Below are 15339 nucleotides of genomic sequence, written 5' to 3'. Positions count from 1 at the left end.
TGCTTCTTCGACCTTCAGGGAATAGCTGTGCGCGCTGGTGATGTTAGGCTGATAGCCGCACCAGGTGCCCCCGTGTTGGGTGCGTGCTTGTCATTCGCACATCGCTGCACTTCGCCTCGCGTCCTTCGACGCGGGCAGGGCGATTTCCCCGAAACCGTTTCCTCCAGTCGGCACACCCTCGGGTGGCATGGCCGGAGGCGGCGTTCTCGGAGACATGCGCGTTCGAACCACCAAGACATCTGGTCGGTGGCGGCAATCCGGGGGATCGCCCCCGGGCACCTACCGCTCGCGAATCCCGAGGGTCATCGACACATGAGATTCGCGAAGCCCGACCCGGTCTGTCCCGCCGGGTCGCATCACCGGGACGCCTGGACGCACGATTCTGGCGCCCGACCCCTGGGAAGGACCCTTAGTTGAGCGACACCACCGAACTCCTCTCCGACGGCCAGGCCGCCGGCGACACCCCCACTTCCGCCCCGGCCCGTCCGCGACGTCGCTCCGGCACCGGCCTGGCTGGCATGGTGCTCCCCGAGCTTCAGGCCCTGGCGACCAGCCTCGGCATCACGGGGACCGGACGGATGCGCAAGAGCCAGCTCATCGCGGCCATCCAGGAGAAGCAGGGCGGATCGGGAGAGGCCGCGGCCGAGCCGAAGGCCGCCGCCGAAGCGCCCGCCGTCGCCGAGCGCCCCGCCCGTGGCCGCCGGGAACGTTCCCGCGCCGCCGCGGCGCCCGCGTCCGAGGCCGCGCCCGCCGCCACGCCCGCTGCCGAGCCCGTCGTCGCGGCTCGTGAGGAGCGTCCCGTGGTCGAGGCAGCGCCCGTCGTGGCCGCCGACGCCACGCAGAACGGCGTCGCCGCCGTCGCCGAGCCGCAGGCCGAGGCCGCCCAGTCCGAGACCCGCGCCGAGCGGCCCGAGCGCGGCGACCGCCGCGAGCGCCGCACGCGCGGTGAGCGGGGCGAGAGGGGCCGCGAGCGCGACGGCCGCGGCGACCAGCGCGGCGACCAGCGCGCCGCCGACGCCGGGGACGGCGGCCAGGGCCGTCGTGACCAGCAGGGCCGCGGCGACAACCGCGCCGACGGCCGTGACGGCCGCTCCGACGGGCGCGGCGACAGCCGTACGGACAGCCGCGCCGACGGCAAGGGCGACCAGCAGGGCGAGGACGGCCGCGGGCGCCGTGGCCGCTTCCGCGAGCGCGGCCGCCGCGGGCGCGACCGCTTCGAGAGCAACGAGCCGGTCATCGGCGAGGACGACGTCCTGATCCCGATCGCCGGCATCCTGGACATCCTCGACAACTACGCCTTCGTGCGGACCAGCGGCTACCTGCCGGGCGCGAACGACGTCTACGTCTCGCTCGCCCAGATCCGCCGCAACGGCCTGCGCAAGGGCGACGTCATCACCGGCGCCGTCCGGCAGCCGAGGGACGGAGAGCGGCGCGAGAAGTTCAACGCCCTGGTCCGCCTCGACACCGTCAACGGCATGGACCCGGAGCAGGCCCGCCAGCGGCCCGACTTCAACAAGCTCACGCCGCTCTACCCGCAGGAGCGCCTGCGGCTGGAGACCGAGCCGAACGTCCTGACCACGCGGATCATCGACCTCGTGTCGCCGATCGGCAAGGGCCAGCGCGGCCTGATCGTGTCGCCGCCCAAGGCCGGCAAGACCATGGTGCTCCAGGCGATCGCCAACGCGATCACGCGCAACAACCCGGAGTGCCACCTGATGGTCGTCCTCGTGGACGAGCGTCCGGAAGAGGTCACCGACATGCAGCGGTCGGTCAAGGGCGAGGTCATCCACTCGACCTTCGACCGCCCGGCCGAGGACCACACCACCGTCGCCGAGCTCGCCATCGAGCGGGCCAAGCGGCTGGTGGAGCTGGGCCACGACGTCGTCGTGCTGCTCGACTCGATCACCCGTCTCGGGCGCGCGTACAACCTCGCGGCGCCCGCGAGCGGCCGCATCCTGTCCGGTGGTGTCGACTCGACCGCGCTCTACCCGCCGAAGCGGTTCTTCGGCGCCGCCCGCAACATCGAGAACGGCGGCTCGCTGACGATCCTCGCCACGGCTCTCGTCGAGACCGGCTCCAAGATGGACGAGGTCATCTTCGAGGAGTTCAAGGGCACCGGCAACATGGAGCTCAAGCTCAACCGGTCGCTCGCCGACAAGCGCATCTTCCCCGCGGTGGACGTGGACGCGTCCGGCACCCGCAAGGAGGAGATCCTCATGGCCAAGGAGGAGCTGTCCATCGTCTGGAAGCTCCGCCGCGTCCTCCACGCCCTCGACATGCAGCAGGCGCTGGAGCTCCTTCTCGAGAAGATGAAGGAGACCAAGTCCAACGCCGAGTTCCTGCTCCAGGTGCAGAAGACCACGGTCAGCAACGACCGCGACTGACGCCCTTCCGACCGACGCCCCGGACGGCCGCGCCGTCCGGGGCGTCGGCGTGCTCCGCCGCCCCCTGGGGCCAACGGCCTGCCCCGGGAATAGCCCATGGCCTGGGATGGTTGGAGGATCTGGCACACTGGTAGCCGAACCGCAGCGGTACCGGTTCCCGCGCCGCGCATCACAGGTGTGCCGATGCGCGCAGGCCGTGACAGACGGAGCGACCCGGCGACCGCGCCTAGCGTTAAGGACTGAGACATGAAGCCCGACATCCACCCGGAGTACGTGGTCACCCAGGTGACCTGCACCTGCGGGAACACCTTCACCACGCGTAGCACCGCGAAGAACGGCGTGATCCACGCCGACGTCTGCTCCGCCTGCCACCCCTTCTACACGGGCAAGCAGAAGATCCTCGACACCGGTGGCCGGGTGGCGCGCTTCGAGGCGCGCTTCGGCAAGAAGGCCCAGAGCAAGTAGCTCCTCCAGGACGCCGGCTCGGGGGTGCCCCTTTCTTGGGGCGTCTCCGGGTCGGCGTTCTTGGTGATTACGGCCTTACCGAGGAGCTTGAGCAAAGGAGCGTGCGGTGAACCTCGACGAGATCATGAGTGAGTACGCGGATCTGGAACTGCGGCTCGCCGACCCCGCCGTGCACGCCGACCAGAGCAAGGCGCGGACGTACGGCAAGCGTTACGCGGAGCTCACGCCGATCGTCGCGACCTACCGGGAGCTCGAAGGCGTACGGCAGGACCTGGCGGCCGCGCGGGAGCTCGCGGCGGAGGACCCGGCGTTCGCGGAGGAGGCGGCCGAGCTGGAGGGCCGGGTCCCGGTGCTGGAGGAGAAGCTCACCCGTCTCCTGGTCCCGCGCGACCCCAACGACGACAAGGACGTCATCATGGAGATCAAGGCGGGCGAGGGCGGCCAGGAGTCGGCCCTGTTCGCCGGTGACCTCCTGCGGATGTACCTCAGGTACGCCGAGCGGGTCGGCTACAAGACCGAGATCATCGACGCGCAGCACTCCGACCTCGGCGGCTACAAGGACGTCACCGTCGCCATCAAGGGCCGGGAGGGCGTCTGGTCGCGGCTCAAGTTCGAGGGCGGCGTGCACCGCGTCCAGCGGGTGCCGGTGACCGAGTCGCAGGGCCGCATCCACACCTCGGCCGCCGGAGTGCTCGTTTATCCCGAGGCCGAGGAGGTCGACGTCCAGATCGACCCCAACGACCTGCGCATCGACGTGTTCCGCTCCAGCGGTCCCGGCGGCCAGAGCGTCAACACCACCGACTCGGCCGTGCGGATCACCCACCTGCCGACCGGCGTCGTCGTCTCCTGCCAGAACGAGAAGAGCCAGCTCCAGAACAAGGAGTCGGCGCTGCGCATCCTGCGCGCCAGGCTGCTCGTGATGGCGCAGGAGGAGGCCGAGGCGGCCGCGATGGCCGAGCGCAAGTCACAGGTGCGTACGGTCGACCGCTCCGAGCGCATCCGCACCTACAACTTCCCGGAGAACCGCATTTCGGATCACCGCGTGGGCTTCAAGGCCTACAACCTGGACCAAGTCCTGGACGGCGATCTCGATGCGGTGATACAGGCTTTGCTCGACGCCGAACTCGCGGAGAAGCTGGCCGCTCATTCGTGAGTCCGCGGCGAGCCTGATGAGGGGACGATGGGAGAAGCGGTGATGGACGTGGGTCGTCGAATGACCGTGGGCCGTCCCGGCGGCGGCCCGTCCGCCCATGACCGACGCTCCCCAGGCCACGCCGCGACGACCGTGCTGTAAGAGACCATGACCTTCCTGCTCGACGAAATCGCCCTCGCCACCGCCCGGCTCGCCGAGGCGGGAGTGCCGTCACCCCGAACGGACGCCGAGGAGATCGCGGCCTTCGTGCACGGTGTTCCGCGCGGCAAGCTGCACACGATCAAGGACGCCGACTTCGACGCGCGGTTCTGGGAGGGCGTGGCCCGGCGCGAGGCACGCGAGCCGCTGCAGCACATCACCGGCCGGGCGTACTTCCGTTACCTCTCCCTCGAGGTGGGCCCGGGCGTGTTCGTGCCCAGGCCGGAGACCGAGGTCGTGGCCGGCTGGGCGATCGACCGGCTGCGCGAGATGGACGTCGCCTCTCCCGTCGTGGTCGACCTCGGCACCGGTTCCGGGGCCATCGCGCTGTCGATCGCGCAGGAGGTCGCGCTGGCGCAGGTGCACGCCGTCGAGATCGACCCCGTGGCGTACGGCTGGGCCAAGCGCAACATCCTCGAACACGGCCAGGGCCGCACCACCTTGCATCCGGAGGATCTGGCCGACTGCCTGCCGGAGCTGAACGGCCAGGTGGACCTGGTCATCTCCAACCCCCCGTACATCCCGCCCGGAGCGATCCCGCGTGACCCCGAGGTGCGCGACTACGATCCCTCGCGGGCCCTGTACGGGTCGGGGGAGGACGGGCTGGACGAGGTGAGGGCCGTCGAGCGCACGGCGCGGCGCCTGCTGCGGCCGGGCGGGTTCGCCGTGGTCGAGCACGCCGACCAGCAGGGGAACGCCGTCTATTGGCTGTTCGCCGAGGAGAACGGCTGGCGCGACGTGCGGTTGCGTCAGGACCTGACCGGCCGGGACAGGTTCGTCACGGCCCGGCTGACCCAGGACTGATTCGAATGGCCCGTTCGGCGGCCACGCGGCGGCGGAGCCGGCCGGGACACGTGGAAGGATGGCTTCGTGAGCCGACGGTTTGACTGTGCCGACCAGACGGAGCGGATGACCGGACTGGCCGAGGCGACCTCGGCGGTACGGCGGGGTGAGCTCGTGGTGCTTCCCACCGACACCGTGTACGGGATCGGCGCCGACGCCTTCACTCCTTCCGCCGTCAACGCGCTGCTGGAGGCGAAGGGCCGGGGCAGGGACATCCCGGTGCCGGTCCTCGTGGGCACCGTGCGGGCCGCCAACGCCCTCGTGGAGAGCCTCGGGACGTACGGACAGGACCTGGTGGACGCCTTCTGGCCCGGGCCGCTCACGCTCATCCTCAGGGCCAACCGTTCGCTGTCGTGGGACCTCGGCGACGCCAAGGGAACGGTCGCCGTCCGCATGCCGCTGCACCCGGTCGCGCTGGACCTCCTCAAGGAGACGGGCCCGATGGCGGTCTCCAGCGCCAACCGGGCCGGCAACCCGCCGGCCACCACCGTGGACGAGGCCGAGGAGCAGCTCGGGGACTCGGTGGACGTCTACCTCGACGGCGGCCCCTGCGAGGACACCGTGCCGTCCACGATCGTCGACCTGACCACCGCCGTGCCCCGGGTGCTGCGCAAGGGCGCGATCCCCGTGGACAAGATCCGCGGCCTGGTGGGATACCTCGCGACCGAGGAGTGACCGCGATCCGGGCGTACGTCTCGCGATGTGAGACGTCGCCAGGCCTCTGATCAGGGCGATCGATGCCGTCTGGCTATCGGGCTTCTTTACTGATGCCACCCCGGCTACCGTGAAGTGCGCCGATATCTCTGTGGAGGCGCGCCCATGGCCAAGCTCGACGGGATGGATCCGAAGCTCGTCCGTGAGTTGCTGTCGGAGGTTCAGCACGCCGCGAGGCAGATGGACGGCATCGAGGCCCGGGTCACCCAGTTGACGCGTACGGCCGGCGTCTCCGTGCACGTGACCCACCGGCCGTCGCAGGTCGCCGACGCGTGCTCGACGATGGTCAAGGACGTCACGAACCGGGTGACCCTGCTGGAGAAGAAGGAGAAACAGCAGAGCCCGGGCAAGGTTCCCACGGCCCACGGAGCCTCCTTCACCGAGGAGAGGGACACCACCGCGCCTGCGGACGATCCGGCGCCGAAGTCCGGCGCACAGGACGACAAGGGCGCCAAGGGCGACGCCAAACCCGATCACAAGGCCGATCACAAGAGCGACGGCACGTCCGATCACAAGGCCGACGCGAAGGCGGACGAGCACAAGTCCGGCCACAAGTCCGGAGACAAGGCGGATGCGAAGCCTGACGGCAAGTCCGAGGGCAGGGCCGAGGGGAAGGCGGTCCACGACAGGCAGGACGCCCCTCACTCGTCGTCGCCCGCTCATGGCTCGGGCGATTCCGGCACGGCGAAGGGCGAGACCTCCCACCGGGCGCACAGCGCCGCCGACGGCGCGACCCGCGCGAACGGCGACGGCGGAGGTCGCGGCGTGGCCGAGGGAAAGCTCGCGGACAAGCCCTCCTACGGCACCGTCGAGGGTTCCCTCGCCCAGATGCCCTCCTCGACGCACGGTCCGGCCCACCCCGCCGACACCACCGGTACGGGCACAGGTACGGGCACGGGGACGCCTGCGGCCACCGGTGCGAGCGGTGACACCGGCGCGGGGACCGGCTCCGGGGCGGGCCAGACGGGGAGCCCCAACGGCGACGTGGGCGGCACCGGCGACGCGGGCGCGACCGGCGGCGGTTCCGGCCAGGTTCACCAGCCCGCCGGTCAGGGTCAGCCGGTCGGCGACAGCCAGAGCGTGGGCCAGGGTCTGGGTCAGGGCGCGGGCCAGAACCAGCCTGCCGGTCCGGGGCAGCCGGCCGGGGGCGATCAGGTCGTGGGCGATCAGGTCGTGGGCCGGGATCAGGGCACGAGCCACGTGCAGCCGGTCGGCGACGGCCAGGGCGCCGCGCAGAGCCAGTCCGACGGCGGCGGGCAACAGGGCGTCGCCCACGGGCAGGACCAGAACCCAGGGCAGGGCACGCCGGTCGATTCGAAAGCGGCGGGGGAGCAGCCTTCCACGGCCGGAAGCGACTCCTCTTTCTACGACACGCCTGGCAAGGATCATCCGGACGACATCGACCCCGCCGGCCGGCAGGTGACCGTCGTCGACGGTGTCAAGGTCGTCAGCACCCCGATGAACCAGCCCCCGCAGGGCGCCCAGCCGATCGGCATGCCCGGCGCGGACGCGCAGACGGCGGCCGTCACCGGTGCGCACCCAGACGGGCCGCCCGGGTTGGTGCCGCCCGCCGAGCCGACGAACCCGGCGGCGAACCAGCCCCCGCAACCCGGCCTCGCGCCCGGCGATCCCATGGGCGCCTATGTCGGCACCCCCGCCGACAACCTCTCCGGTGATCTGCTCGCGGCGGGCAACACGAACGCCGTGCAAGGGACTGCCGCCGGCCACAGCGCGGTGACGGCGAGCGCCGGAGGTCATGCGTACACGGGCGACACGGCCGCAGGCGGTGCGGCGACCGGGACCACGCATCCGGCGGCTACGGCCGGTGCCGCCGGTACAGCGCCTGCGGCGCCTCCGGCCACCGTGACGGCACACCCGGCGAGCGCGGCCGACGCGGCGCCTGCTGGGACAAACGCGGCGAACGGCACGGCTCACCCGGCGGGGACGGCCGGTGCCACGGGCACGGCCGATGCGCCGCCCGCGCCATCAGGTGGGACCGGCACGGTGACCGGCAGCCTGCAGGCGGTGGATGCCCCCGGCACCGGGCATGCGGCGGGTGCGACCGGTACGGTCACCGGCAGCCTGCACGCGGTGGGGACGACGGCGGCCGGAGAGGCCCACACGGCCGGAACGGCGGGGGCAGCGGGCACGGCGGGTGCCGGTGGCGATGGCGCGACCGGCGCGACGGGCCACACCGGGACGACCGGTGTGAGCGACAGAGCCGACGGCGCGGCGGGTACGAGCGGGCGAGCGTGCGACAACGACGCCGCCACGGGCGCGAACGGGGCGGTCCGGGACGGCGCTGGCGCGAATGGCCCAGGCGCACACGGCACGGCCACGCACGGCGCGGGAACCGACGGCTATCGCTCACACGGTGCGGGGACGCACGGTCATGGCTCATACGGCGCGGACACGCATGACGCGGGCACGCGGGACACCGGCCAGGCTCCGGCTCCCGATCCCCGGTCGCTCGCGGAGGCGCAGCCCGGGGACGTGCTCAGCTACCCCGCGCGCCACTCGGACGACGAGGCCGTGCCGCGCATGCCGGTGGACCACCATCGGGACATCGAGCCCGTGGACATGCCGGACGTCGGCGTCCCGGAAGGGGAGTGGGGCAAGGGCGACTGGGTGGCCAGGAAGATCCAGCCCGACGGGCCCGCCGGCCGCGTCGAAGCCGTCGAAGTCATCATTCAGCAGCCGGAGAAGTGACGCGTGCGAGCGACGTTCCCGCCGCTCGTGCGGGCTCGGGCCGGAACCCGGCGACGCCCGGAGGCGGCCGGATCGGTCGCGACCAGGCAGGTGAGGCACATCGGCGGGGTCGCCGGGGTGCCCGAGGCAGGGGATGCGATGACCAACGCCGGCGTGCTGGCCGGCTTCGCACAGGAGGCGCGATCGTGAGTTATGTCGACCCGCCGGCGCCGACTCCGCTGCAGCCGGGGGAGACCCCGCCGGCGCCGTCGAGCACCGACCTGCTCTCGCCCGGCGGGCAGCCGACGGGCTGGGTGTTCAACCCGGAGTACCAGAAGCTCGTCGACCTGTGGCTGCAGGTGGTCCCGCTGATGGACCAGCTCACCAAGTCGCTGGACAAGCCGTACGAGATGTCGCGGAGCAGGGACGTGTGGGACGCTCCGGTCGCCGAGCGGTACGTCCGGGACCTGGCCGAATGGCGCAACCGGCTCGGGATGTACCGCCAGGCGGTGCTGACGGCGATCAGCGACCAGGCGGCGGACACGCCGCGCTGGATTCCGGGCAAGGCCGGCGCGCCGCACGCCTTCACCTCCTGAGCGCCCTTCGGCAACCTCCTGAACAGCGACGACGCCCGCGCGACGGCCTGCGGGCGGTCTACTCTTGGAGCGAAGACCGCCACGGGATTGTGAGCCGGTTCCATGGACAGTTCGGAGCCGTTCTACGGGCCTGATTTCGCCCGGCTCGCCGCGCAGGACCCGGACGTCGCCCAGGTGCTGCTCGACGAGGTCGCCAGGCTGCGCGGCGGGCTCCAGCTCATCGCCAGCGAGAATCTGTCCTCGCCCGCCGTCCTCGCCGCGCTCGGCTCGACGCTGAACGACAAGTACGCCGAGGGCTATCCGGGCCACAGGTACTACCGCGGTTGCGAAGTGGCGGACCGCGCCGAGCAGATCGCCGTAGAGCGGGCCAAGCGGTTGTTCGGGGCAGACCATGTCAACGTGCAGCCCTACAGCGGCACCACGGCCATCCTGGCGGCGTACGCGGCCCTTCTGCAGCCGGGGGACGGCGTCCTGGCGCTCGCGCTGGAGCACGGCGGCCACATCACCCACGGATCCAAGGTCAACTTCTCCGGCAGGTGGTTCCACGTCGTCTCCTACGGTGTGCGGCGGGACACCGAGACGATCGACTACGACGAGGTGAGGGACCTGGCGCTGCGCCACCGGCCCCGGGTGATCGTCTGCGGCGCCACGGCGTATCCCCGGCTGATCGACTTCGCCGCCTTCCGCGCCATCGCCGACGAGGCCGGAGCCTGGCTGCTGGCGGACGTCGCCCACGAGATCGGCCTCATGGCCGGCGGAGCCATCCCGTCGGCCGTGCCGTACGCGGACGTCGTGACCTTCACGACCCACAAGTCGCTGCGCGGCCCGCGCGGGGGAGGCGTGCTGTGCACAGACGAACTGGCGTCGGGGATCGACCGGGCGGTGTTCCCCTTCACCCAGGGTGGGCCGCTGATGCACGTCGTCGCGGCCAAGGCGGTGGCGTTCGGCGAGGCGCTGCGTCCCGAGTTCCGGGCGTACGCCGCGTCGGCGGTGGACAACGGGAGGACCCTGGCGGAGGGGCTGGCGGACGAGGGGCTGCGCCCGGTGTCGGGTGGCACCGACACCCACCTCGCGCTGGTCGACCTGCGCGGGACAGGGGTGAGCGGGGCGGAGGCGGAGCGGCGCTGCGCCGAGGCCGGCATCCTGCTCAACCACAACGCGATCCCGTACGATCCGGCGCCCGCGACCGTGACCTCCGGGATCAGGGTCGGCACGCTCTGCGCGACCACCCAGGGCATGGGCGCGGCGGAAATGAGGGAGATCGCGTCTCTCGTCGTCCGGGCCATCCGGCAGCCAGGTGCGATAACGTCGGTCCTCGAACGGGTAAAGGGGCTGACCGCGACGCATCCGGCATATCCCCGTTAGGGATAGGGCGATCTGTGTCTTTTGCCCGTCACAACCGATCCGCCTATCCAGGAAACTAGGTCCGTGCGCGAATATCTCCTCTTGGCGCTCGTGGCGGCCGCGGTGACGTACCTGCTGGTGCCGCCGGTCAGGGCGTTCGCGCTGCGCATCGGTGCGGCGCCCGAGGTGCGGGAGCGGGACGTGCACACGGTGCCCACTCCGCGTCTGGGCGGGCTCGCGATGTTCGGCGGGATGGCGGCGGCGCTGCTGGTGGCGAGCAAGCTGCCGTACGTCGGCGGCGCGTTCGACAGCGGCCAGACGGGCCAGACGGTCATCGGCCTTCTCGCGGCCGGCGGCCTGATCGTCGTCACCGGCTTCCTGGACGACTGGCTCGGCATGGACGCGCTCGTCAAGCTGGGCGGCCAGATCGCGGCGGGCGGGCTGCTCGTCTACTTCGGCGTGTACCTGCAGTTCCTCCCGCTGCCGCAGTCGATGGGCGGTTCCCAGGCCCTCGACAGGACCCTGTACACGATCCTCACCATCATGATCGTGGTCGTCGTGATCAACGCGGTGAACTTCGTGGACGGGCTGGACGGCCTGGCCGCGGGGATCGTCGGGATCGCGGCGATGGCGACCTTCGCCTACTCGATCGTGCTCCAGCAGACCGCGAGCGGTTCGCGGATCAACGGGACGGCCGCCATCGCGGCGATCCTCATCGGGATGTGCGCGGGCTTCCTGCCGCACAACTTCAATCCCGCCAAGATCTTCATGGGCGACACCGGAGCCATGCTGCTCGGTCTGCTGCTCGCCACCTCGCTGATCACGAGTCTGTCGTCGGTCGAGCCTGACGCGGTGGTCGGCAAGATCAACCGGTTCCCGGTGATCCTGCCGCTGGTGCTGCCGATCGCGGTCGTGGTGCTGCCGCTGGCCGACCTGATCATGGCGGTCGTCCGGCGGACATCGGCCGGGATGTCGCCCTTCGCGCCCGATCGCGGCCACCTGCACCACCGGATGCTCGACATCGGCCACTCCCACCGGCGCAGCGTCCTGATCATGTACGCGTGGACGTTCCTGTTCGCCTTCGCGATCGTGGGCCTGTCGATCGGCCGCGTGCCGCTCATCGTGTTCCCCCTGACGATCGTGCTCGCGGTGGCGGTGCTGGTGATCATGGGCCTGCCGCGGTGGCGATCGCGCCGCACCGCGACGCAGGACCACAAGAGCGACCAGAAGATGGGTGCGCGTCCCGGGAGTCGCTCGTCCCGCCCCGCCCCCGCCATACGCGGGACGGAGCACGACACGCTCGTCTTCCCCGTCGTCCCCCCGCCCGCCCCGCCCGTCACTCCCGGCCACACCGCCCCCACCGCCCCCGCCCCCGGCCAGGCGGTCCCCGGCAGGCTCCCGGCACAGGGCCGGCATCCCTACGCCGGCCAGGGCGGCCCGGGTTCCCCGGACGTTCCCCCCACCACTCCCCGGGCCGACACCGGGACCTTCCGCTGAACCGTCCCCGCAGGTCGACGCCGACCCGAAACGCCAGGTAAAGGTGGCACTCCGGGGCTTGTGATAGCTTTCACTAGCAAGGGGCGAGGCCAACGACGCCCCAGCAGGTAGCAATCGCTCGTTTGACAATCGATTCTGGAGTCCCATTGCAGGCCAACGACGTGCGCGTTCTCAAGGGCGCCGCCGTGCCGACCTTGGTCGTCGGTCTCCTCGCCGCGCTCGTCGCGGTGTTCACGACCGGGGCCAAGGGTGCGTTGGGCGCCGGCATCGGTCTCGTTCTCGTCGCCGCCTTCTTCACCGTCGGTCTGGTCGTCGTCTCCTGGGCCGGTCGGGTCTCGCCGATGGCGATGATGGCGGCCGCCGTGCTGGGTTACGTCGTCAAGGTGCTGGCGATCATGGCGATGCTCAAAGCCTTCGAGGGCACCACCGCGTTCGACTCCCGGGTGTTCGCGCTGAGCGTCATCGGCTGCACGCTCGCGTGGACCATCGGTGAGATGCGCGGATTCATGAAACTGAAGATGCTCTACGTGGAGCCCGAGGCGAAGGTTCCCGGGCAGGGGCGCGGATGATCACGCGTACGGGGCAGCCCGATATGACTAGTCCGCATGGCTCCTGCTATCGTCAAGGCGCGATGAGCGAACAGGAGCGCAGGCCCGAGACCGACGGCCGCGACTTCGCCGACGCCGCCTGGTCGGTCCCGAGCTATCTGCTGTCCGGGATCCTGGTATGGGGCGGCCTCGGCTGGTTGCTGAGCTGGTGGACCGGCGTGCATGCGTTCATCCCCATAGGCGTCATTCTCGGGGTCGGGCTGGCTGCCTACCTCGTCTATCTGAAGTACGGCCGCTGACAACCGGCCCGCTTCCCACGCTCTTCTGTTGATCCAATCGTTGAAGGGAACGCCCGTGCGCGAGCGTAGCGAACGGACGAACAAGCACATGCTTCGGGCATTCCGCCCCGAGCAGGTACGCGAGGTGGCCAGGTGACCCCCCTCATGCTCGTCGCCGACGACTTCAAGGCGCCGGGACCGTCGATCTTCGACTTCCCTCCGCTCTACGACGGTGCGCCGTACTGGCTGACCAAGCCGGTGCTGATGGCGATCTTCGGCGCCATCGTGGTGTGCGCTCTCGCGTGGAGCGCCTTCGCCAACCCCAAGCTCGTGCCCCGGGGCATGCAGAACGTCGGCGAGATGGGCTACCAGTTCGTCCGTGACCAGGTGGCCCGCCCGTTCCTGGGCAAGGACGCCGAGCGGTGGATGCCGCTGCTCCTCAGCCTGTTCTTCCTGATCCTGCTGTGGAACTTCTTCGGCGTCGTCCCGCTGATCCAGATCCCGGTCGCGTCGCACATCGCGTTCCCCATCGTCTTCGCGATCACCATCTACGTGATCAAGATCTATCTGGGCATCAAGCACCAGGGCCTCGGCGGCTACTTCAAGAACATGATGTTCCCGCCCGGGCTGCCCAAGCCGATCTACGTGCTGCTCGCGCCGATCGAGTTCCTGTCGAACCTGATCATCGCGCCGTTCACGCACGCCGTCCGACTCTTCGCGAACATGTTCGCCGGCCACCTCATCCTGGCCTTCTTCAGCATGGTCGGCTTCTGGTTCCTCTTCGAGAAGCTGACTCCCCTCGGCGCGGGCCTCGGTGTCGTCGGCGTGATCATGACGGTCGCGATGACCGGCTTCGAGATGTTCATCCAGTTCCTGCAGGCGTTCCTGTTCACGATGCTGGCCGCCATGTACATCGGCAACTCGCTGCACGCCGACCACTGACGGATCCTCCAGACCCGACCTTTCGACGTAGACCAGACCGGTGAGGCGACACTCACCGGCCGACCAGTAAAGGAAGAACAGCAATGAGCGTTCTCGCTGAAGTCTCCGGCAACCTTGGCGCTGTCGGTTACGGCCTCGCCGCCATCGGCCCCGGCATCGGCGTGGGCATCATCTTCGGCCAGGGCGTGCAGGCCATCGCCCGTCAGCCCGAGGCGTACGGCCTCATCCGCCAGAACATGCTGCTCGGCTTCGTTCTCACCGAGGCGCTGGCCCTGATCGGCCTCGTCGCGCCGTTCATCTACTGACGTACCCACTCTGAAGGAAGGCTGCACCCATGACTCTGGCAGCTACGTTCCTCGCTGCGGAGGGCGAGAGCCCCCTCCTTCCGCACGCTTACGAGCTGGTCGTCGGCAGCTTCGCCTTCCTCGTCGTCTTCCTCGTCGTCGGAAAGATCCTCACCCCGCGCATCCAGAAGACGCTGGCCGAGCGGACCGAGGCTATCGAGGGCGGCATCAAGAAGGCCGAGGACGCCCAGGCCGAAGCCCAGCGCACTCTGGAGCAGTACCGGGCGCAGCTCGCGGAGGCCCGCCAGGAGGCGGCCCGCCTCCGCGAGGAGGCCCGCGAGCAGGGCGCCGCGATCAAGGCCGAGCTCCGCGAGGAGGCCCAGGCCGAGGCGCGGCGCATCATCGAGGCGGCCCACGCGCAGATCGAGGCCGACCGCCAGCAGGCGTTCACCCAGCTGCGCGGTGAGATCGGGCGTCTGTCCACCGAGCTGGCGAGCCGCATCGTCGGCGAGTCGCTCGAGGACGAGGCCCGCCAGCGCCGCATCGTGGACCGGTTCCTCGAGGAGCTCGAGGGCCGTCCGGAGGCGGTCCGCTGATGCGCGGCCTCAGCAGGACCGCCCTCACGGAGGTCGAGGAGCGGTTCAACACCGCCGCTGCGACCGCCGACCTCGGCGCCCTCGCCGAGGAGCTGTTCGCCGTCGCCGACCTCTTCGACCGCGAGCACGGGCTGCGGCGGGGTCTTTCCGACCCCTCGCGCCCGGCCGAGCAGAAGGAGAGCGTCCTGCGCTCCCTGCTGCAGGGCAAGGTCGGCGACGCCGCGCTGGAGATCGCGGTCGCCGCGGTCAGGGCCAAGTGGTCCAAGGCCGGCGACCTGCCGGACGCCCTGGAGCGCATCGGCGTGATGTCCGCGGCCGCCGAGGCCGAGTCGGCGCGCCGCCTCGACGACGTCGAGGACGAGCTGTTCCGCTTCGGCCGCATCCTCGCCGCCAACCCGGAGCTGCGCCGCGCGCTCAGCGACCCGGCGGTCCCGGCCGAGCGCAAGCGCGACCTGCTCGCCGCGCTGCTCGGCGGGAAGGCCGCTCCGTCCACCGTCCGGCTCGTCACGCAGACCGTTGTGCATCCGCGAGGACGTAGCCTGGAGTCGGCGCTGGAGGAGTTCGGCTGGATCGTCGCGCGGGCGCGCGAGCGCCTGGTGGGCGTGGTCCGCAGCGCGGTGCCGCTCTCGCAGCAGCAGAAGCAGCGGCTCGCGGCCTGGCTGCGAGCCACCTACGGGCGAGACGTCCACCTGAACGTCGAGGTGGACCCGGAGGTGCTCGGTGGGTTCTCCGTGAGAGTCGGAGACGACTACATCGACACCACGATCGCCGGACGTATCGAAGAAGTCCGCCGCCGGTTGGCCGGCTGA

General features: G+C 70.7%; 16 protein-coding genes. All 16 read left to right on the top strand.

Annotated elements, in window-relative coordinates; all coding sequences use genetic code 11:
• Positions 1-413 precede the first annotated feature (413 nt).
• The 16 genes from rho (at position 414) to Msi02_RS08970 (ending at position 15339) form a co-directional block, all read left to right on the top strand.
• Positions 414-2384 (top strand): transcription termination factor Rho, encoded by a 1971-nt coding sequence (rho, locus tag Msi02_RS09045; RefSeq protein ID WP_204047914.1) that lies wholly within the window; start codon positions 414-416, stop codon positions 2382-2384.
• A gap of 246 nt (positions 2385-2630) precedes the next feature.
• Positions 2631-2849 (top strand): 50S ribosomal protein L31, encoded by a 219-nt coding sequence (gene rpmE, locus Msi02_RS09040; RefSeq protein WP_079317149.1) that lies wholly within the window; start codon positions 2631-2633, stop codon positions 2847-2849.
• Between the two features lie 106 nt (positions 2850-2955).
• Positions 2956-4002: a peptide chain release factor 1 gene (prfA, locus tag Msi02_RS09035; protein WP_218671326.1), complete on the top strand. Its 1047-nt coding sequence runs from the start codon at positions 2956-2958 to the stop codon at positions 4000-4002.
• A gap of 147 nt (positions 4003-4149) precedes the next feature.
• Positions 4150-5004 carry a peptide chain release factor N(5)-glutamine methyltransferase gene (gene prmC, locus Msi02_RS09030; RefSeq protein ID WP_079317151.1) on the top strand — a complete coding sequence of 285 codons (855 nt, stop codon included), beginning with the start codon at positions 4150-4152 and terminating at the stop codon, positions 5002-5004.
• 66 nt (positions 5005-5070) lie between these two features.
• Positions 5071-5718: an L-threonylcarbamoyladenylate synthase gene (locus Msi02_RS09025; protein ID WP_079317153.1), complete on the top strand. Its 648-nt coding sequence runs from the start codon at positions 5071-5073 to the stop codon at positions 5716-5718.
• Positions 5719-5862: 144 nt separating this feature from the next.
• Complete coding sequence (locus tag Msi02_RS09020; protein ID WP_204047913.1) at positions 5863-8466, top strand: hypothetical protein; 2604 nt, start codon at positions 5863-5865, stop codon at positions 8464-8466.
• A 3-nt stretch (positions 8467-8469) separates the two neighbouring features.
• Positions 8470-8655: a hypothetical protein gene (locus tag Msi02_RS09015; RefSeq protein WP_204047912.1), complete on the top strand. Its 186-nt coding sequence runs from the start codon at positions 8470-8472 to the stop codon at positions 8653-8655.
• Positions 8652-9041: a hypothetical protein gene (locus Msi02_RS09010; RefSeq protein ID WP_079317161.1), complete on the top strand. Its 390-nt coding sequence runs from the start codon at positions 8652-8654 to the stop codon at positions 9039-9041. Before Msi02_RS09015 ends, Msi02_RS09010 begins: the two co-directional genes overlap by 4 nt.
• A gap of 102 nt (positions 9042-9143) precedes the next feature.
• The gene (glyA, locus tag Msi02_RS09005) at positions 9144-10406 is read left to right on the top strand and encodes a serine hydroxymethyltransferase (protein ID WP_204047911.1); all 1263 of its coding nucleotides are present in this window, start codon (positions 9144-9146) and stop codon (positions 10404-10406) included.
• 63 nt (positions 10407-10469) lie between these two features.
• Positions 10470-11882 carry an MraY family glycosyltransferase gene (locus Msi02_RS09000; RefSeq protein WP_204047910.1) on the top strand — a complete coding sequence of 471 codons (1413 nt, stop codon included), beginning with the start codon at positions 10470-10472 and terminating at the stop codon, positions 11880-11882.
• Positions 11883-12028: 146 nt separating this feature from the next.
• The gene (locus tag Msi02_RS08995) at positions 12029-12451 is read left to right on the top strand and encodes a Cg1360 family ATP-synthase-associated protein (RefSeq protein ID WP_204047909.1); all 423 of its coding nucleotides are present in this window, start codon (positions 12029-12031) and stop codon (positions 12449-12451) included.
• A 62-nt stretch (positions 12452-12513) separates the two neighbouring features.
• The gene (locus Msi02_RS08990) at positions 12514-12729 is read left to right on the top strand and encodes a hypothetical protein (protein ID WP_079320510.1); all 216 of its coding nucleotides are present in this window, start codon (positions 12514-12516) and stop codon (positions 12727-12729) included.
• Between the two features lie 132 nt (positions 12730-12861).
• Positions 12862-13650, top strand: coding sequence for a F0F1 ATP synthase subunit A (gene atpB, locus Msi02_RS08985; RefSeq protein ID WP_079320509.1), 789 nt, complete (start codon positions 12862-12864; stop codon positions 13648-13650).
• An 83-nt stretch (positions 13651-13733) separates the two neighbouring features.
• On the top strand, positions 13734-13955 hold the full coding sequence (gene atpE / locus Msi02_RS08980) for an ATP synthase F0 subunit C (RefSeq protein ID WP_079320508.1): 222 nt from the start codon (positions 13734-13736) through the stop codon (positions 13953-13955).
• Between the two features lie 29 nt (positions 13956-13984).
• Positions 13985-14530, top strand: coding sequence for a F0F1 ATP synthase subunit B (locus Msi02_RS08975; protein WP_076434835.1), 546 nt, complete (start codon positions 13985-13987; stop codon positions 14528-14530).
• The gene (locus tag Msi02_RS08970) at positions 14530-15339 is read left to right on the top strand and encodes a F0F1 ATP synthase subunit delta (RefSeq protein WP_204047908.1); all 810 of its coding nucleotides are present in this window, start codon (positions 14530-14532) and stop codon (positions 15337-15339) included. The genes Msi02_RS08975 and Msi02_RS08970 overlap by 1 nt, the downstream gene beginning before the upstream one ends.

It is taken from the genome of Microbispora siamensis (assembly GCF_016863095.1).
GTDB lineage: Bacteria > Actinomycetota > Actinomycetes > Streptosporangiales > Streptosporangiaceae > Microbispora > Microbispora siamensis.
This window is presented reverse-complemented; position numbering and strand designations above follow the sequence as displayed.

Coding starts and splice junctions, on each gene's coding strand:
- glyA (WP_204047911.1), top strand. CDS start 9,144: ATGGACAGTTCGGAGCCGTTCTACGGGCCTGATTTCGCCCGGCTCGCC.
- Msi02_RS08975 (WP_076434835.1), top strand. CDS start 13,985: ATGACTCTGGCAGCTACGTTCCTCGCTGCGGAGGGCGAGAGCCCCCTC.
- atpE (WP_079320508.1), top strand. CDS start 13,734: ATGAGCGTTCTCGCTGAAGTCTCCGGCAACCTTGGCGCTGTCGGTTAC.
- Msi02_RS08990 (WP_079320510.1), top strand. CDS start 12,514: ATGAGCGAACAGGAGCGCAGGCCCGAGACCGACGGCCGCGACTTCGCC.
- Msi02_RS08970 (WP_204047908.1), top strand. CDS start 14,530: ATGCGCGGCCTCAGCAGGACCGCCCTCACGGAGGTCGAGGAGCGGTTC.
- Msi02_RS09020 (WP_204047913.1), top strand. CDS start 5,863: ATGGCCAAGCTCGACGGGATGGATCCGAAGCTCGTCCGTGAGTTGCTG.
- prmC (WP_079317151.1), top strand. CDS start 4,150: ATGACCTTCCTGCTCGACGAAATCGCCCTCGCCACCGCCCGGCTCGCC.
- rpmE (WP_079317149.1), top strand. CDS start 2,631: ATGAAGCCCGACATCCACCCGGAGTACGTGGTCACCCAGGTGACCTGC.